The organism is Streptomyces sp. NPDC058307, from assembly GCF_042880295.1.
Classification (GTDB): domain Bacteria; phylum Actinomycetota; class Actinomycetes; order Streptomycetales; family Streptomycetaceae; genus Streptomyces.
In genome coordinates this window covers 91,032-107,263 of the sequence record NZ_JBHVYZ010000006.1, presented here as the reverse complement: position 1 = coordinate 107,263, position 16,232 = coordinate 91,032, and the positions used below count along the sequence as shown (strand labels likewise).

At 72.2% G+C, this 16,232-nt stretch carries 10 protein-coding genes; 7 read left to right on the top strand and 3 right to left on the bottom strand.

Annotation, left to right across the window (positions count from 1 at the left end; genetic code table 11):
• Positions 1-114: 114 nt before the first annotated feature.
• Together ACFVYN_RS07000 and ACFVYN_RS06995 are read right to left on the bottom strand one after the other, a co-directional pair.
• Positions 115-1,659 carry an alpha/beta hydrolase gene (locus ACFVYN_RS07000; protein ID WP_389993625.1) on the bottom strand — a complete coding sequence of 515 codons (1,545 nt, stop codon included), beginning with the start codon at positions 1,657-1,659 and terminating at the stop codon, positions 115-117.
• Between the two features lie 81 nt (positions 1,660-1,740).
• Positions 1,741-4,446, bottom strand: coding sequence for a lysylphosphatidylglycerol synthase domain-containing protein (locus ACFVYN_RS06995; RefSeq protein WP_389993622.1), 2,706 nt, complete (start codon positions 4,444-4,446; stop codon positions 1,741-1,743).
• 186 nt (positions 4,447-4,632) lie between these two features.
• Between ACFVYN_RS06995 and ACFVYN_RS06990 the strand changes: the two genes are divergently transcribed.
• The 6 genes from ACFVYN_RS06990 to ACFVYN_RS06965 all read left to right on the top strand — a co-directional run bounded on the left by ACFVYN_RS06990 (position 4,633) and on the right by ACFVYN_RS06965 (position 15,530).
• Positions 4,633-5,040: an MGMT family protein gene (locus ACFVYN_RS06990; protein WP_389993619.1), complete on the top strand. Its 408-nt coding sequence runs from the start codon at positions 4,633-4,635 to the stop codon at positions 5,038-5,040.
• A gap of 284 nt (positions 5,041-5,324) precedes the next feature.
• The gene (locus tag ACFVYN_RS06985; protein ID WP_389993617.1) at positions 5,325-8,756 is read left to right on the top strand and encodes an ATP-dependent helicase; all 3,432 of its coding nucleotides are present in this window, start codon (positions 5,325-5,327) and stop codon (positions 8,754-8,756) included.
• A 110-nt stretch (positions 8,757-8,866) separates the two neighbouring features.
• A complete protein-coding gene (locus tag ACFVYN_RS06980; protein ID WP_389993614.1) occupies positions 8,867-12,385 on the top strand; it encodes a UvrD-helicase domain-containing protein in 3,519 nt (1,172 codons plus the stop codon).
• Positions 12,386-12,395: 10 nt separating this feature from the next.
• Positions 12,396-13,808, top strand: a complete 1,413-nt coding sequence (locus ACFVYN_RS06975) for a dipeptidase (RefSeq protein ID WP_389993611.1) — start codon at positions 12,396-12,398, stop codon at positions 13,806-13,808.
• A 155-nt stretch (positions 13,809-13,963) separates the two neighbouring features.
• Entirely contained in the window at positions 13,964-14,908 is a 945-nt protein-coding gene (gene nudC, locus ACFVYN_RS06970; RefSeq protein ID WP_389993608.1) for an NAD(+) diphosphatase, read from the top strand.
• A 10-nt stretch (positions 14,909-14,918) separates the two neighbouring features.
• Positions 14,919-15,530: a class I SAM-dependent methyltransferase gene (locus tag ACFVYN_RS06965; protein WP_389993605.1), complete on the top strand. Its 612-nt coding sequence runs from the start codon at positions 14,919-14,921 to the stop codon at positions 15,528-15,530.
• A gap of 33 nt (positions 15,531-15,563) precedes the next feature.
• Here ACFVYN_RS06965 and ACFVYN_RS06960 read toward each other — a convergent pair whose 3' ends face one another.
• Positions 15,564-15,806: a mycoredoxin gene (locus ACFVYN_RS06960; protein WP_037719776.1), complete on the bottom strand. Its 243-nt coding sequence runs from the start codon at positions 15,804-15,806 to the stop codon at positions 15,564-15,566.
• 183 nt (positions 15,807-15,989) lie between these two features.
• On the opposite strand from ACFVYN_RS06960, the gene ACFVYN_RS06955 reads away from it, so the two are divergent.
• Positions 15,990-16,232: UvrD-helicase domain-containing protein (locus ACFVYN_RS06955; RefSeq protein ID WP_389993602.1), on the top strand; the 243-nt coding region annotated here is incomplete at its 3' end.

The window sequence follows — 16,232 nt, the reverse complement described above, 5'->3', positions numbered from 1 at the left end:
GTGTCGAGCCACGAACGTCGGTGCGGCCATGGTAGGCCGAACACGCCACACCCGTCCGAGCCTGTGGATAACCCTCTGACCAGCCAGTTTCGAGGGGGTTGAGTCGGTCGTGCGCTACGAGCAGACGGTCCCGGCCGTCGGTACCTTCCCGTTGAGGAGATAGCCGTTCACCGCGTCCTGGACGCACTTGTTCTTGCTGTCGTACGCCCCGTGCCCCTGTCCCTTGTACGTCAGCTCGACGCCGACGCCCGCACCGAGCGCCTCCACCATCTTCCGGGCGCCCTCGTACGGGGTCGCCGGGTCCCCGGTGTTGCCCACGACCAGGATCGGCGCCGAGCCGGTGGCGCTCACGTCGGGATGGTCGGCGGCTCCCGGCACGGCCCAGTCGGTGCAGGTCACCATCGACCAGGCCATGGAGTCGCCGAACAGCGGTGACGCGGCACGGAACTCGGGCAGCTTCCGCTCGACCTGGGCGGTGGTGTACCGGGACTTGTCGTCGGCGCAGTTGATGGAGATGTTGGCCGCGGTGAGGTTGCTGTACTCGCCGTTCTCGCTGCGCCCGTTCAGCGAGTCGGACAGCAGCATCAGGACCCTCCCGTCGCCGTTGTACGCCTGCTCCAGGCCCTCGGTGAGGTACTCCCAGAAATCCTTCGAGTACAGGGCCTGCGTGATGCCGTTGGTCGCGGCGGTCTGGGTCAGCACCCGCTGCCCGATACCGGGGATCGGCCTCCGGTCGAGGTCGGCCAGCAGCTTCGCGATGCGGTTCCTGACGTCCTGCGCGGTGTCGCCGACGGGGCAGTCCGTGGGCTGGGAGGTGCAGTCCTCGGCGAAGTTGTCGAGCGCGAGCTGGAAGCCCTCGGCCTGTCCGAGCGCACCCTGCTCGCTGTTCTGCGTCGGATCGACGACCGCGTCGAAGACCGCGCGCCCCACCCGCTTCGGGAACAGGTGGGCGTAGACGCCGCCGAGTTCGGTGCCGTAGGAGATGCCGAAGTAGTACAGCTTGGCGTCGCCGAGGACCTGGCGCATCAGGTCCATGTCGCGGGCCGCGTCGGTCGTGCGGACATGCGGCAGCATCTTCCCGGAGTTCTCCTCGCAGGCCGCGTTGAACTCCTTGGTGTTGTCCAGCAGCGAGGCGCGCTCGGCCGAGTCGTCCGGGGTGCCGTCCTGCTCGAAGTACACATCGAGCTGGGGGTCGTTCAGGCACTCCACCGGGGCGCTGCGGCCCACCCCGCGGGGGTCGAAGCTCACCAGGTCGTAACGGGTGCGCAGTTTCGCGTAGTCCGGGCCGAAGGCGGGCAGCGTGGTGACGCCCGAACCGCCGGGGCCGCCGAAGTTGAAGACCAGCGAGCCGATGCGCTTGTCCTCGGCGCCGCTGGCCCTGGCCCGGATCAGCGCGAGGCCGATCGTGTCGCCCTTGGGCTTCGCCCAGTCGAGAGGGGCCTTGAGGGTGGCGCACTGCCACTTCTCGCCACCCGGCAGCGGCGAAGGGGCGTCACCGCCGCCCTCGGCCGGGGAGGGGGCCGGGCAGTCCTTCCAGCTCAGTTCCTGGGCCGACAGGTCCTCGTCCTGGGAGTCGTCGCCGCAGCCCGCCAGCACGGAGGTCAGGAGAACGGCGGTGGCGGTCAGGGCGGCGACGCGCAGGTGAGAGGGGTTCGGCATGATCCCATCCTGCGGTCGCGCGCGTGGGCGCGCTCGGGGCGCGAGCCGTACGAGGTACGTGCCGCGGTCAGGCGGCCCGCGCTACAGCGCGCCCTTGCGGGACAGTTGGTTGAAGGCCAGCCAGCCCGGCAGCACCGGCAGCCACAGCGTCAGCAGACGGAACAGCAGGACAGCCGGTGCGGCGACCTCCTTGGGGAGGCCCACGGCGATCAGACCGACCGTCAACGTGGCCTCCACCGCGCCCACACCGCCCGGTGTCGGGGCCGCCGACCCGAGCGCGTTGCCGGCGAGGAAGACGACGGCGACGCTGGCGATGCTGAGCGACGTCCCCTCCTGGCCGAAGGCGCGGATCGAGGCGTCCAGGCACATCACGAAGCAGGCCGTCAGAAGCAGCATGCCGCCGATGCCGGTGACCAGCTTCTGCGGGCGCTGGAGCACGTCCAGCATGCGCGGCACGACACCCGCGAACAGCGACCTCACGCGCGTGACGACGAACTTCCTGAGGAACGGCACCGAGGTGACCACAAGCACGAGCACCGCCACGGTCAGCAGACCCGCGATGACGGTCCGGGACGGCGACAGCGACGGCGTCTTCTCGGTACCGGTCAGGTAGCCGAAGGACAGCAGCATCAGGATGTGACAGCCGAGCCCGAACAACTGCGAGGCCCCGACACTCGCGACCGCGAGCCCAGGCCGCACGCCCTGGCGTTGCAGGAAGCGCGTGTTCAGTGCCACACCGCCGACCGCGGCCGGTGCGACGATCTTCACGAACGAACCGGCGACCTGGGCCGCGACCGTCCGCAGGAACCCCACCCGTTCGGGCACGAAGCCCAGCAGCGCCATGGCCGCGGCGAAGTAGCTGGCCGCCGAGAACAGCACGGCCGCGGCGACCCAGCCCCACTCGGCGTTGGCGACGAGGGGCCCGAACTCGATGTGGGTGAGCTGCGTCAGCAGGAAGTACGCGCCGATGGCACCCGCGATGAAGCTCATCAGGGTGCGCGGCTTCACCCGCTCCAGACGGGCCGGTTCGACCGGCGCCTGCGGCCTGATCAGCAGCACCTGGTGGCGGATCTGGGTCAGCAGGTCCTCCTCGCGCGCCTCCTCGATGGCGTCGTCGATGGCCCGCTTCTCCGCCCGCGCCTCCGCCTTGACGGCCTTCTTGTCGGGCTTTGCGAGTACGGGCCCGGTGTCGTCCGGCGCTTCCTCCAGACGTGCCTGCTTGGCCTGATGGGACGCCTCGAGGACGGCCTCGCGCTCGCGCTGGGCCCGCTCTCGGGCCAGTCTGCGCAGCGTCGCGCGCGTGGAGCGCGTCAGCGCGATGGGCTGGAGCATCGGCAGACAGTCGGCCACGGCGTCGGGGCCGAGGATGCTGACCGCCGAGGCCACCGCGCGTTCCGCGCCCGCCAGGAGGCCCAGGGTCGTCACCAGCTGGGCGACGTCCATGCGCAGCAGCAGGGTGCTCGCCGCGATCTCACCACCGCGCAGATCGGTGAGGATCACCGCGCCGGAACGATCCACCACGATCGCGTCACCCGCGAGCCTGCGGTGCGCGATGCGCCGCGACTGCAGCGCCTGCACCTGACGCCAGGTGTTGCGCAGCAGGTCGTCGGTGATCTCGTCCTCGGCCAGCGACTCGAGCGTGCGCCCGCCGGTGTGCTCGTAGACGAGCATCACGGCGTCGGGACCGAGTTCGGAGGTGGCGATCAGCTTGGGCGCGTTGGCGCCGGCAGCGATCGCCGCGTAGGCGAGCAGCGCCTCCTGCTCCAGCGCCTGCCTGAGCGACTGGAGGCTGCTGCGGGTGGCGAAGCCGCGCAGCGTGAGATTGCGCCACACGCGGTAGAAGAAGCCCTGCGCCTGCTGCTCCCGGTCGACCACGGTCACGTCCAGCGGCGGACCGTCCTCCAGGGTGACGAAGTAGCGCCGGCCGCGGTCGCCGTTCTCCGCGGTCTCCGAAACCTCCTCGCGGGCCGCGCTGACCGGGTGGAAGCCGACGGTCCGCAGGCCCGCGATCAGCGTCTGCCCGGTGGGCCGGACATTGGGCGAGCCGACCGCGTACAGCGTCCCGTAGGCGACCGTCCAGCCGATCAGCACCGTCAGGATGATCGAGAACGGTGTGGTGTAGCCGGTGACGAGCATCGAGAACGCGTCGAGCATCAGCACGATCCACAGCACCGCCCGCCAGCGCGGCCTGCGGGACATGCCGACGGCCGTCATATAGGCGATGACGGGCGCCAGATAGCCGTGCACCGGGTCGGTGAGGGCGTGGATGTCACCGGGGGAGGGCTGGGTGAGCGCCTCCTGGATCGAGCTCGCGCCCTTGGCGACCCACAGGTCGGTGGCGAGCGTCACACCGTGGGCGAGGACCGCGGCGAGCACACCGTCGGCGATCCGCAGCCCGTCACGCTTGATCAGCCGTTCGATCGCGAACGCGACCGGGACCAGGAGGATCGCGATGCTGGAGGCGAGACCGGCGATCTTGATGAGCAGGTCGGGCGCCTGCCCGGTGCCCTTGTTGATGTCCTGTTCGAGACCCGAGGTGGTGCCATGCGCGAAAGCGGCGATCGCGAGCAGCACCACGACGGCCAGCACGCCGACCAGCAGCCGCATCAGATCGGAGGGCCGGTGCACGCGCGCGGGGAGCAGCGGTTCGTCGCTCTCGACCTCGTCGGCGTGCACCTCCTCGACGCAGTCGTCGGTGTCCTTGCCGTCCGCGTCGGCGGTGTCGGGGCGCGACGAAGCGTCAGAGGTGCTCTCGGCGCCCTCCGGGTGCACACCCTGTGGCTTCATCGTCTCTTCTTGATCTCGTATCACCAGTCACCGCCCGCACGATGGTGGCATGCCCCACCGACACACGGGGATGTCAGGGTGCACATGCGGGGGCGCACAGTCTGCCGGAAGCGCTGTCCCCGGGCGAGGGATACGCACGGTCGCGAGCCCGTCACATTGTCGGTGGGGTGGTGCAGGATGGGGCGGATGAGCGAGCAGAGCCTTCCTCAGGATGCCCACCCGGAGTACGCGGACGCCCACCCGGAGTACGCGGACGCGCTGCCGGAGTACGCCGAGCGGGTCCTCGACGTCGCCGAACGCATTCCGCCCGGGCGCGTCATGACGTACGGCGACGTCGCCGAGTGGCTGGAGGAGGGCGGCCCCCGCCAGGTGGGCCGGGTCATGGCCCTGTACGGGGGAGCCGTCGCCTGGTGGCGTGTGGTCCGCGCCGACGGCGTCCTGCTTCCGGGGCACGAACTGCGGGCCCTTGACCGGTACCGTGCCGAGGGCACGCCCCTGAAGGAGGCGAGCAGAGCCGCCGAGGGCCATCTGCCCCGTCTCGACATGAGGCGGGCGCGCTGGGACGGCGGCGATCGGGCGGAGGGTCACACCTGACAGCTTCCGCCATCCCGCGGGCCCGGGAGCACCCTGAGGCCCGTACGGGGGAAACAGGGCACATCTGTGGCATGCCGTACGTTCGTGGGGTGAGGGACATACGAGTCGCAAGCGTCGCGTGGGCCGTAGGGGTCCTACGGGTCGCGCGGGAAGAAGCGGAAGCCCTGCTTCCACGCTTGGCGTCGGCGTAGCGTCGCCTGCACACGTCCCCCTCACCCCCCGCCCACCGCCCTCCACGCGCGGCGGGCCGCCCAACAGCACACCCACCAGGACCGGCGAACCACGTGAGCTCCTCTTCCTCCACCAGGCGTCTGTCGCACTCCCAGGTGCGACAGGGGACCCGTGGCGCTTATCGACTGGTGCGTACCCCACCGGCCCGCGTGGATCCCCCTCGTCTGGACGCCGCACAGCGCGCCGTGGTTGAGCACGCAAGCGGTCCTCTGCTCGTTCTCGCAGGTCCGGGCACCGGGAAGACCACCACGCTCGTCGAGTCGGTGGCGTCGCGAATCGCCCGTGGAGGGGACCCCGCGCGCGTGCTCGTGCTGACGTTCAGCCGCAAGGCGGCCGTCGAACTGCGCGACCGCATGGCACTGCGCATAGGAGCGGCGCGCGCCCCGCAGGCGACGACCTTCCACTCGTTCTGCTACGCCCTGGTCCGCGCCCACCAGGACAGCGACCTGTTCGTGGAACCGCTGCGGCTGCTGTCGGGACCCGAGCAGGACGTCACCGTGCGCGGACTGCTGGCCGGCCAGCCCGACCTGGAGCGGCTCGGCCTCGCGCACGTGCGCTGGCCGGACGAACTGCGCGCCTGCCTGACCACCCGTGGCTTCGCCGACGAGGTCCGCGCGGTCCTCGCCCGCAGCCGCGAACTGGGCCTCGGACCCGGCGCCCTGGACGCCTTCGCCCGCCGTATCGGCCGCCCCGACTGGCGGGCCGCGGCCGCCTTCCTCGCCGAGTACCTCGACGTCCTCGACCTGCAGGGCGTCCTCGACTACGCCGAACTCGTCCACCGCGCGGTGCTCCTCGCCCGCCGCCCCGAGGTGGCCGAGCGACTCGCCGCCCAGTACGACGCCGTGTTCGTCGACGAGTACCAGGACACCGACCCGGCCCAGGTACGGCTGCTGCAGGCGCTCGCCGGGAGTGGCCGCACCCTCGTGGCCTTCGGCGACCCCGACCAGTCGATCTACGCGTTCCGGGGCGCGGATGTGAACGGCATCCTCGACTTCCCGTACGCCTTCCCGCGCGCGGACGGCCGCACGGCCCCCGTCGAGGTCCTGCGCACCTCCCGCCGCTCCGGCGCTGGCCTGCTGGCCGCGACCCGCCTGGTGACCCAGCGCATGCCCCTGACCCGGCTGCCGGCCGAGAAGGTCCGCGCCCATCGTGAGCTCGCCCCGGTCCGCGAGGGCGGGCGCGTCGAGGTCTTCACCTACCCGACCTCCGGCACGGAACTGGACAACATCGCGGACATCCTGCGCAGGGCACACCTGGAGGACGGCGTGCCCTGGGGCGAGATGGCCGTCCTGGTCCGCGCGGGCTCACGCACGATCCCGACGGTGCGCCGCGCGCTCACCGCGGCCGGCGTACCCCTGGACATCGACGGCGACGACCTGCCACTGCGGCACGAGCCCGCGGTCGCACCACTGCTGACGGCTCTCAAGGCGGTGGCCACGGCGGAGGCAGCGGGGAGTGCCGTAGAGCCTGAAGAGGTACGGCCCGACGAGGGCGGCGCGTCCGAGGAACGGCCGTCGGACGAGGAAGCCGCGTCCGAGGAACCGTCGGCGGACGAGGAAGTCTCTCCTGAGGAGGCGCTGTCGGATTCCCAGGCACCGCCGGCGGAGCTTTCCTGGCTCGACACCGAGACCGCCCTCACCCTCCTCGCCTCCCCCCTCGCCGGCATGGACGCCGCCGACCTGCGCCGCCTCGGGCGGGCCCTGCGGGACGAGGAGCGGGCCGCGGGCAACCCGCTGCCGCCGCCCTCCGACGTGCTGCTCGCGCGGGCGCTCGCCGAGCCCGAACGTCTGGCCGTGCACGATCCCGCGTACGCGCGTGGAGCCCAGCGGCTCGGCGCGCTGCTCGGCAAGGCCCGCGAGCGCCTCGCGAACGGCGGCAGCGCCGAGGAGGCGCTGTGGGACCTGTGGGAGGGCACACCGTGGCCGGGGCGCCTGGAGCGGGCCGCCCGGCGCGGCGGTGCCGCGGGACGCAACGCGGATCGTGATCTCGACGCCGTGTGCGCGCTGTTCGCGACGGCCGCGCGCGCGGAGGAGCGCACCGGAGGCCGCGGCGCCCTGAACTTCCTGGAGGAGATCGACGCCGAGGACATCGCCGCCGACACCCTCACCCGGCGTGCCGTACGCCCCGACGCCGTCCGCCTGATGACCGCGCACCGCTCCAAGGGCCTGGAGTGGCGGCTGGTCGTCGTCGCGGGCGTCCAGGAGGGCCTGTGGCCGGACCTGCGCCGCCGCGGCTCCCTCCTGGAGGCCGACCGCATCGGCCGGGACGGACTCGCCGAACCGCTCACTCCGGGCGCCCTGCTCGCCGAGGAGCGCCGCCTGTTCTACGTGGCCGCCACGCGTGCGCGTGAGCGACTCGTGGTCACGGCGGTGAAGGCACCGGCCGACGACGGCGACCAGCCCTCCCGGTTCCTGACCGAACTCGGCGTCGAACCCAAGGACGTGACCGGCCGCCCGCGCCGACCCCTGTCGGTCGCCGCCCTGGTCGCGGAACTCCGCGCCACCACCGTCGATCCGCGCGTCTCCGACACCCTGAGGAAGGCCGCCGCCCGTCGACTGGCCCGGCTCGCCGCCCTCGCCGACGAGGACGGCCGCCCGCTCGTCCCCTCGGCGCACCCCTACCGCTGGTGGGGCATGTTCGAGCCGACCGAGTCCAAGGTGCCGCTGCGCAACCGCGACCAGCCCGTCGTGCTCTCCGGCAGCGCCCTCGACCAGCTCGCCAACACCTGTGCCCTGCAGTGGTTCCTGGGCCGCGAGGTGAAGGCGGACGCGCCCGCGACGGTCGCCCAGGGCTTCGGCAACGTCGTGCACGTCCTAGCCGACGAGGTGGCCTCCGGACACACCCCCGCCGACCTCGACGTCCTCATGGAGCGCCTCGACTCCGTGTGGAACGCGCTCGCCTTCGACGCGCCCTGGAAGTCGGCGCAGGAGAAGGAGAACGCGCGCGTGGCGCTCGAACGCTTCCTGAAGTGGCACGTGATGGACCGCACCGGCCGCACGCCGGTGGCCAGTGAGCACGACTTCGACGTCACCCTCGAGGCGGGCGAGGTCGAGGTGCGCATCCGCGGCCAGATGGACCGCGTCGAGACCGACGGCGAGGGACGCGCCTATGTCGTCGACTTCAAGACCGGCAAGCAGCCGGTGACTTCCGCCGAAGTCGAACGCCACCCCCAGCTCGCCGTCTACCAGCTCGCCGTCCGCGAGGGCGCGGTCGACGAGGCCTTCGACGGCGTACGGCCCGAGCCGGGCGGCGCCGAACTCGTCCACCTGCGGCAGGGCGCCCCCAAGCGGGACGGCGGCGAGACGCTGCCGAAGGTGCAGGCGCAGGAGCCGCTGGAGGGGGAGTGGGTCGGCGACCTGCTGGCCACGGCGGCCGGAAAGGTCCTCGACGAACGGTTCACACCGAGCGCCGGCCAGCACTGCAGCCACTGCGCGTTCCGGGCGTCGTGCAGCGTCCAGCCGGAGGGACGGCAGGTCGTGGAGTGAGGTGAGCATGCCGGTGTGATCAGTCGCACCACGCGTGCTGACCTGCGCATCCTCTGGCTCGAAGGGCGATTCGTCCTCGACTGTCAGTGGACGCCGCTAGCCTCTGCGACATGCCCGCCCGTATCACCGATCCCGATCAGCTCAAGGAGCTCCTCGGCATCCCGTTCACCCCGGAGCAGACGGCCTGCATCACCGCGCCGCCCGCCCCGCAGGTGATCGTGGCCGGCGCCGGCTCGGGCAAGACGACGGTGATGGCGGCCCGCGTGGTCTGGCTGGTCGGCACCGGCCAGGTCGCCCCCGAACAGGTCCTCGGCCTCACGTTCACCAACAAGGCCGCCGGTGAACTCGCCGAGCGCGTCCGCAAGGCACTCGTCAAGGCGGGCGTCACCGACCCCGACGTCATCGACCCGGACAACCCGCCGGGCGAGCCCGTGATCTCCACCTACCACGCGTTCGCGGGCCGCCTGCTGACCGACCACGGCCTGCGCATCGGCCTCGAACCGACCTCCCGCCTCCTCGCCGACGCCACCCGCTACCAGCTCGCCGCGCGCGTGCTGCGCGAGGCCCCCGGCCCCTACCCGGCCCTGACCCGCTCCTTCGCCGACCTGGTCAGCGACCTCCTCACCCTCGACGCCGAACTCGCCGAGCACCTGGTCCGCCCCGAGCAGGTGCGGGCCCACGACGCCCAGCTGCTGCTGAGCCTCCAGGGCGCCAAGCTCACGAACGACGCCCTGCGCAAGGTCCCCGAGGCGGCCGCCGCCCGCCGTGAACTCGCCGACCTGGTCGTCCGCTACCGCGCCGCCAAACGCGAACGCGACCTGCTCGACTTCGGCGACCAGATCGCCCTGTCCGCGCGCCTCGCGGGGACTCCCGAGGTGGGCGGCATCCTGCGGGACGAGTTCCGGGTGGTGCTGCTCGACGAGTACCAGGACACCTCGGTCGCCCAGCGCGTCCTGCTGGCGGGTCTGTTCGGCGGAGGCACCGGCCACCCGGTCACCGCCGTCGGCGACCCCTGCCAGGCCATCTACGGCTGGCGGGGAGCCTCCGTCGCCAACCTCGACGACTTCCCCGAGCACTTCGCCCACCCAGACGGCCGCCCCGCCACCCGCCAGGCGCTCAGCGAGAACCGCCGCAGCGGCGGCCGCCTCCTCGACCTCGCCAACGACCTCGCCGAGCCCCTGCGCGCCATGCACGCGGGCGTGGAGGCCCTCCGCCCGGCCCCCGGCGCCGAACGCGACGGCATGGTGCGCTGCGCCCTCCTGTCCACCCACGCCGAGGAGATGGAGTGGCTCGCGGACTCGATCGCCCATCTCGTACGGACCGGGAAGGCGCCCGGCGAGATCGCCGTCCTGTGCCGCACGGCGACCGACTTCGCCGAGATCCAGGGCGCCCTCGTCGAGCGGGACGTACCGGTGGAGGTGGTCGGGCTCTCGGGCCTGCTGCACCTGCCCGAGATCGCCGACCTGGTCGCCGTCTGCGAGGTCCTCCAGGATCCCGGCGCCAACGCCTCCCTGGTCCGCCTGCTGACCGGCCCGCGCTGGCGCATCGGTCCGCGCGACCTCGCTCTCCTCGGCAGGCGCGCCCGGCGTCTGGTGTCCCACACACGTGTGGACGGCGACGACGACCCCGACCGCCGGCTCGCCGAGGCCGTCGAGGGGGTCGATCCGGCCGAGGTGATATCGCTCGCCGACGCCCTGGAGACCTTCCTGGAGACGCCTCTCTACAGCGACGACGAGGACGACGACGGGCTGCCCTTCTCACCGGACGCGCGCGTCCGGTTCGCGCGTCTGGCCGCCGAACTGCGCGACCTGCGCCGCTCGCTCGCCGACCCCCTGATGGACGTCCTGCACCGCGTCCTCGCCATCACCGGCCTGGAGGTCGAACTCTCGGCGTCCCCGCACGCGTTGGCCGCCCGCCGCCGCGAGACCCTGTCCAACTTCCTCGACGTCGCCGCCTCCTTCGCGGCCGGGGACAACGAGGCGAGCCTCCTCGCCTTCCTCGCCTTCCTGCGCACCGCCGCGCAGTACGAGAAGGGCCTCGACAACGCCCTGCCCGGCGGCGAGAACACCGTCAAGGTGCTCACCGCGCACAAGTCCAAGGGCCTGGAGTGGGACGTCGTCGCCGTCCCCGGCCTGGTCACCGGGACGTTCCCGAGCAGCCAGGGCCGCGAGAAGTGGACCGCTCAGGGCAAGGTGCTGCCGCACGCGCTGCGCGGCGACAGAGACACCCTCCCCGACGTCACCTCCTGGGACGCACGGGGTATGAAGGCCTTTCATGAGGCCATGAAGGACCACCAGCACACCGAGGAACTCCGCCTCGGCTACGTCACCTTCACCCGCCCCCGCTCCCTCCTGCTCGGCTCCGGCCACTGGTGGGGGCCCACCCAGAAGAAGCCCCGGGGTCCCTCCGGCTTCCTCCAGGCCCTGCACGACCACTGCACGGCCGGCCACGGCGAGATCGAGGCATGGGCCGACGAGCCCGCCGAGGACGAGGAGAACCCCGCGCTGCACAGCCGGACCGAGGACCAGATCTGGCCCCTTCCCCTGGACGACACGGCCCTCGTCCGACGCCGGGCGGCCGCCCAGACGGTCCTGGACCACCTGGAGGACCTCGCCGCCCACCCGGACGCCCACCCCGCGGCCGTACACGACCCGGACACCTACGACGATCCCGACTGGCCCCCGCCGCCGGACGACGACGAGCCGCTGTACGCCGAGGAGTCCCCCTTCGAGGACGAGACCGCCGGGGCGGACGTCCCCGACGACTGGGACAGCTTCACGACGGCCCGCCCCGCCGTCCCGCACCAGGCCGCCGCTCCGGAGATCCCCACCGCGCGGGCACGCCCCCACCCCGCGGAACCGGAACCCCTCACTCCCGAGGAGGCCCGCGCCATCGCCTCCTGGGACCGCGACCTCGACGCCCTCACCGGTGAACTGCTGCGCACGCGGCAGGCAGTCACCGACGTGCCCCTGCCCGCGTCGCTCACCGCGTCCCAGGTGCTCCGCCTGGCCGCCGACCCCGACGGGCTCGCGCAGGAACTCGCGCGCCCCATGCCGCGCCCTCCACAACCCGCCGCACGTCAGGGCACCCGCTTCCACGCCTGGGTCGAGGCCCGCTTCGAAGCCCTGACCCTGCCCATGCTGGAGCCCGACGACCTGCCCGGCAGCGACGCTGAGATCGCCGACGAACGCGACCTGGAAGCCCTCAAGGACGCCTTCGAGCGCACCGAGTACGCCCACCGCACCCCCTACCGCCTCGAGACTCCCTTCCAGCTCGCCATCGCGGGCCGCGTGGTCCGGGGCCGTATCGACGCGGTCTACCGGCACGGCGACGGGGACACCACGACGTACGAGATCGTCGACTGGAAGACCGGCCGCACCCGCACCGCCGACCCCCTGCAGCTCGCCGTGTACCGGCTGGCCTGGGCCGAGCGGCAGGGCGTGCCTGTGGAATCGGTCACGGCGGCGTTCCTGTACGTCCGCACCGGAGACGTCGTACGGCCCAGGAACCTGCCGGACCGGGCCGCCCTGGAGCGGCTGCTCACCCAGGAGCCGGGAGGGCGGTCGGACGGCTTCGAGCCGGCGAACTGTGAGGAACCGCCCACCGAGGATGTCGGTGCGGGCCGATAGGCTCATGACCATGAGCCAACCCGTTGACAGTGTCGTCAGCGCTGTCCGTACGTACATCGAGCAGCACCGCGCCGCCTTCCTCGACGACCTCGCCGAATGGCTGCGCATCCCGTCCGTCTCGGCCCAGCCCGGCCACGGACCCGATGTACGCCGCAGCGCCGACTGGCTCGCCGCCAAGCTCAAGGAGACCGGCTTCCCCACGGCCGAGGTCTGGGAGACCCCGGGCGCCCCCGCCGTCTTCGCCCACTGGCCCGCCGAGGACCCCGCGGCACCCACGGTCCTCGTCTACGGCCATCACGACGTGCAGCCCGCCGCCCGCGAGGACGGCTGGGACAGCGAACCCTTCGAGCCGGTCGTCCGCGACAACCGTCTCTACGCGCGCGGGGCGGCCGACGACAAGGGCCAGGTCTTCTTCCACACCCTCGGCGTCCGCGCCCACCTCGCCGCCACCGGCCGCACCGCCCCCGCGGTGCACCTGAAGCTGCTCGTCGAGGGCGAGGAGGAGTCCGGCTCCCCGCACTTCCGCGCCTTGGTCGAGGAGCGCGCCGACCGGCTCGCCGCCGACGCCGTGATCGTCTCCGACACCGGCATGTGGGCCGAGGACACCCCCACCGTGTGCACCGGCATGCGCGGCCTCGCCGAGTGCGAGATCCGCCTGTACGGCCCCGAGCAGGACATCCACTCCGGCTCCTTCGGCGGCGCCGTCCCCAACCCGGCCACGGCCGCCGCCCGCCTCGTCGCCGCGCTGCACGACGAGCACGCGCGCGTGGCGGTCCCCGGCTTCTACGACGGCATCGCCGAACTCACCGACCGCGAGCGGGAGCTCTTCGCCGAACTGCCCTTCGACGAGGAGCAGTGGCTGCGCACCGCCAAGTCGCACGCCGCCCACGGCGAGGCCGGACACACCACCCTGGAGCGGATCTGGGCCCGCCCCACCGCCGAGGTCAACGGCATCGGCGGCGGCTACCAGGGCCCCGGCAGCAAGACCATCGTCCCGTCCTCCGCGATGGTCAAACTCTCCTTCCGGCTGGTGGCCGGCCAGGACCCCGGGCACATCGAGAAGGCCGTCCGCGCCTGGGCCGTCGAACAGGTGCCCGCCGGGATCCGGCAGGAGATCACTTTCGGCGCCGCCACCCGCCCGTGCCTGACCCCGCTGGACCACCCGGCCCTCACGTCCGTCGTGCGGGCCATGGGCCGCGCCTTCGACCAGCCGGTCCGCTTCACCCGCGAGGGCGGCTCGGGCCCGGCCGCCGACCTCCAGGAAGTCCTCGGCGCACCCGTGCTGTTCCTCGGCATCTCCGTGCCCTCCGACGGCTGGCACGCGCCGAACGAAAAGGTCGAGCTCGATCTGCTGCTCAAGGGCGTCGAGACCGCCGCGTACCTGTGGGGTGATCTCGCCGAGCACTGGAACCATGCGCCCTGACGGTCCCGCGCCGCCCGGACCGGCAGCGCGCGGGGCACACTGAAAGGGCCGCCCCGCACCACGAAGCCCCCGCCGGGCCCGGCCGCCCTCCGCCGTACGTCCCACCGAACCGCCCGCCGAAACAATCCGCTGCACCGGGGGAGTTGGAAGCACCCGTGACCACCTGGACCGACCACACCGCCGACCGTCCTGTCTCGCTCACCGCCCCCAGCGGCATCGACCGCGCCGCGCACCACCGGCTCGACGAGGCCTGGCTCGCGGCGGCGTGGAGCCACCCCACGACCCGCTGCTTCGTGGTCTCCGGAGGTCAGGTCCTCATCGACGAGACGGCTGACGGCCGTACCGAACTCGTCATGACCCCGTCCTTCGAGGCCCCGCTCACCGAGGCGCACCGCTACTTCCTCGGCATCGACGAGGACGGCGTCCGCTACTTCGCCCTCCAGAAGGACGCCCTGCCCGGCCGCATCGACCAGTCCGCACGCCCCGCCGGACTGCGCGAGGCAGGCCTGCTGCTGTCCGCGCGCGAGGCGGGCCTGATGGTGCACGCGGTCGGCCTGGAGAACTGGCAGCGCACCCACCGCTTCTGCTCCCGCTGCGGCGAGCGCACCGTCATCGCCGCGGCCGGCCACATCCGCCGCTGCCAGGCCTGCGGCGCCGAGCACTACCCGCGTACCGACCCGGCCGTGATCATGGCCGTCACGGACGACGAGGACCGCATCCTGCTGGGCCGCCAGGTGCACTGGCCCGAGGGCCGCTTCTCGACGCTGGCCGGCTTCGTCGAACCGGGCGAGTCCATCGAGCAGTCGGTGCGCCGCGAGGTCTTCGAGGAGGCCGGCATCACCGTCGGCCCGGTCGAGTACGTCGCCAGCCAGCCCTGGCCGTTCCCCTCCAGCCTCATGCTCGGCTTCATGGCCCGCGCCACCTCCACCGACATCGACGTCGACGGCGACGAGATCCACGAGGCCCGCTGGTTCTCCCGCGACGACCTCCAGGCCGCCTTCGAGTCCGGCGAGGTCCTGCCGCCGTACGGCATCTCCATCGCGGCCCGTCTGATCGAACTCTGGTACGGCAAGCCGTTGCCGACGAGGAGCTTCGTCTGAGAGGAAGGGCATGCCCGACCCGTACTGGAACCACAACGTCCACTACCACCCCTTGGTGCTCGACGCGGTCCCCGACGGCTGCCGGGAGGCCTTGGACGTCGGGTGCGGGGACGGACTGCTTGCCCGCAAGCTGGCTCACAAGGCCGCGTCCGTCACGGGCGTCGACCGCTCACCGGAGATGATCCGGCAGGCACGCGCGGCCGCCTCCGGGAACACCACGTTCCTGGAGGCGGACTACCTCGACGCAACGGCCCTCCCCGAGGGCAAGTACGACTTCGTCAGCGCGGTCGCAGTGGTGCATCACGCGTCCTTCGAGGACGCGGTCGCCGGCCTGGTCCGGCTGCTGGCCCCCGGCGGACGGCTGGTGATCGTCGGGATGGCGTACAACAAGACAGGGCTGGACTGGGTGATCAGCGGCTGTGGCGTGCCCGTCTCGCTGTTCCTCAGGCGCAAGCAGGGTGGCAAGCGAGCCCCGGCCGGTATGCCCATCGAGGACTCGGCCATGCACTGGGGCGAGGCCCGCAGGGCCGCCCGCCGTCTCCTGCCCGGCTGCCGATACCGGCGCCGACTGCTGTGGCGCTACACGGCGGTGTGGGACAAACCACAAGAAGGCGGTTCCTGAGTTGTCTCAGGAACCGCCTCCATGGTCACGCGCTTACGCGCTGATCTTCTGCTTCACCTGCGCCAGCGACGGGTTCGTGAGCGTCGAGCCGTCTGCGAAAAGTACGGTCGGAACCGTCTGATTCCCGCCGTTCGCCTTCTCCACGAAAGCCGCGGACGCCGGGTCCTGCTCGATGTTGATCTCGGTGTACGCGATGCCCTCGCGGTCCAGCTGCTTCTTCAGCCGCTGGCAGTAACCGCACCAGGTGGTGCTGTACATCGTCACAGTGCCCTGCATGTCTCGCGCGCTCCTTCGGTGGCTCGGGGACGAGGCCGTCCTACGGGGAACGTATGCGACCGGGGCGCCATTCCCGCCCCGGGGGTGCCCGGCCAGGTGACGCCTGCCGCATTAGTACGACTGCGGCTACCTGCCTGTGGACAACCGGCTCACCCGTCCCCGCCGACCTGGCAGCATGGCCGTGTGACAGCAGCAACGCACTCCACGCTCTTCCCGCACACACCGGACTCGGCCGACGCGGTGCTCGAAGGGCTGGACCCCGAGCAGCGAGAGGTGGCCACCGCCCTGCACGGGCCGGTGTGCGTACTGGCGGGCGCAGGCACCGGCAAGACCCGGGCGATCACCCACCGCATCGCCTACGGCGTCCGGGCCGGGATCCTCCAGCCCTCCAGCGTGCTCGCCGTCACCTTCACCAACCGCGCCGCA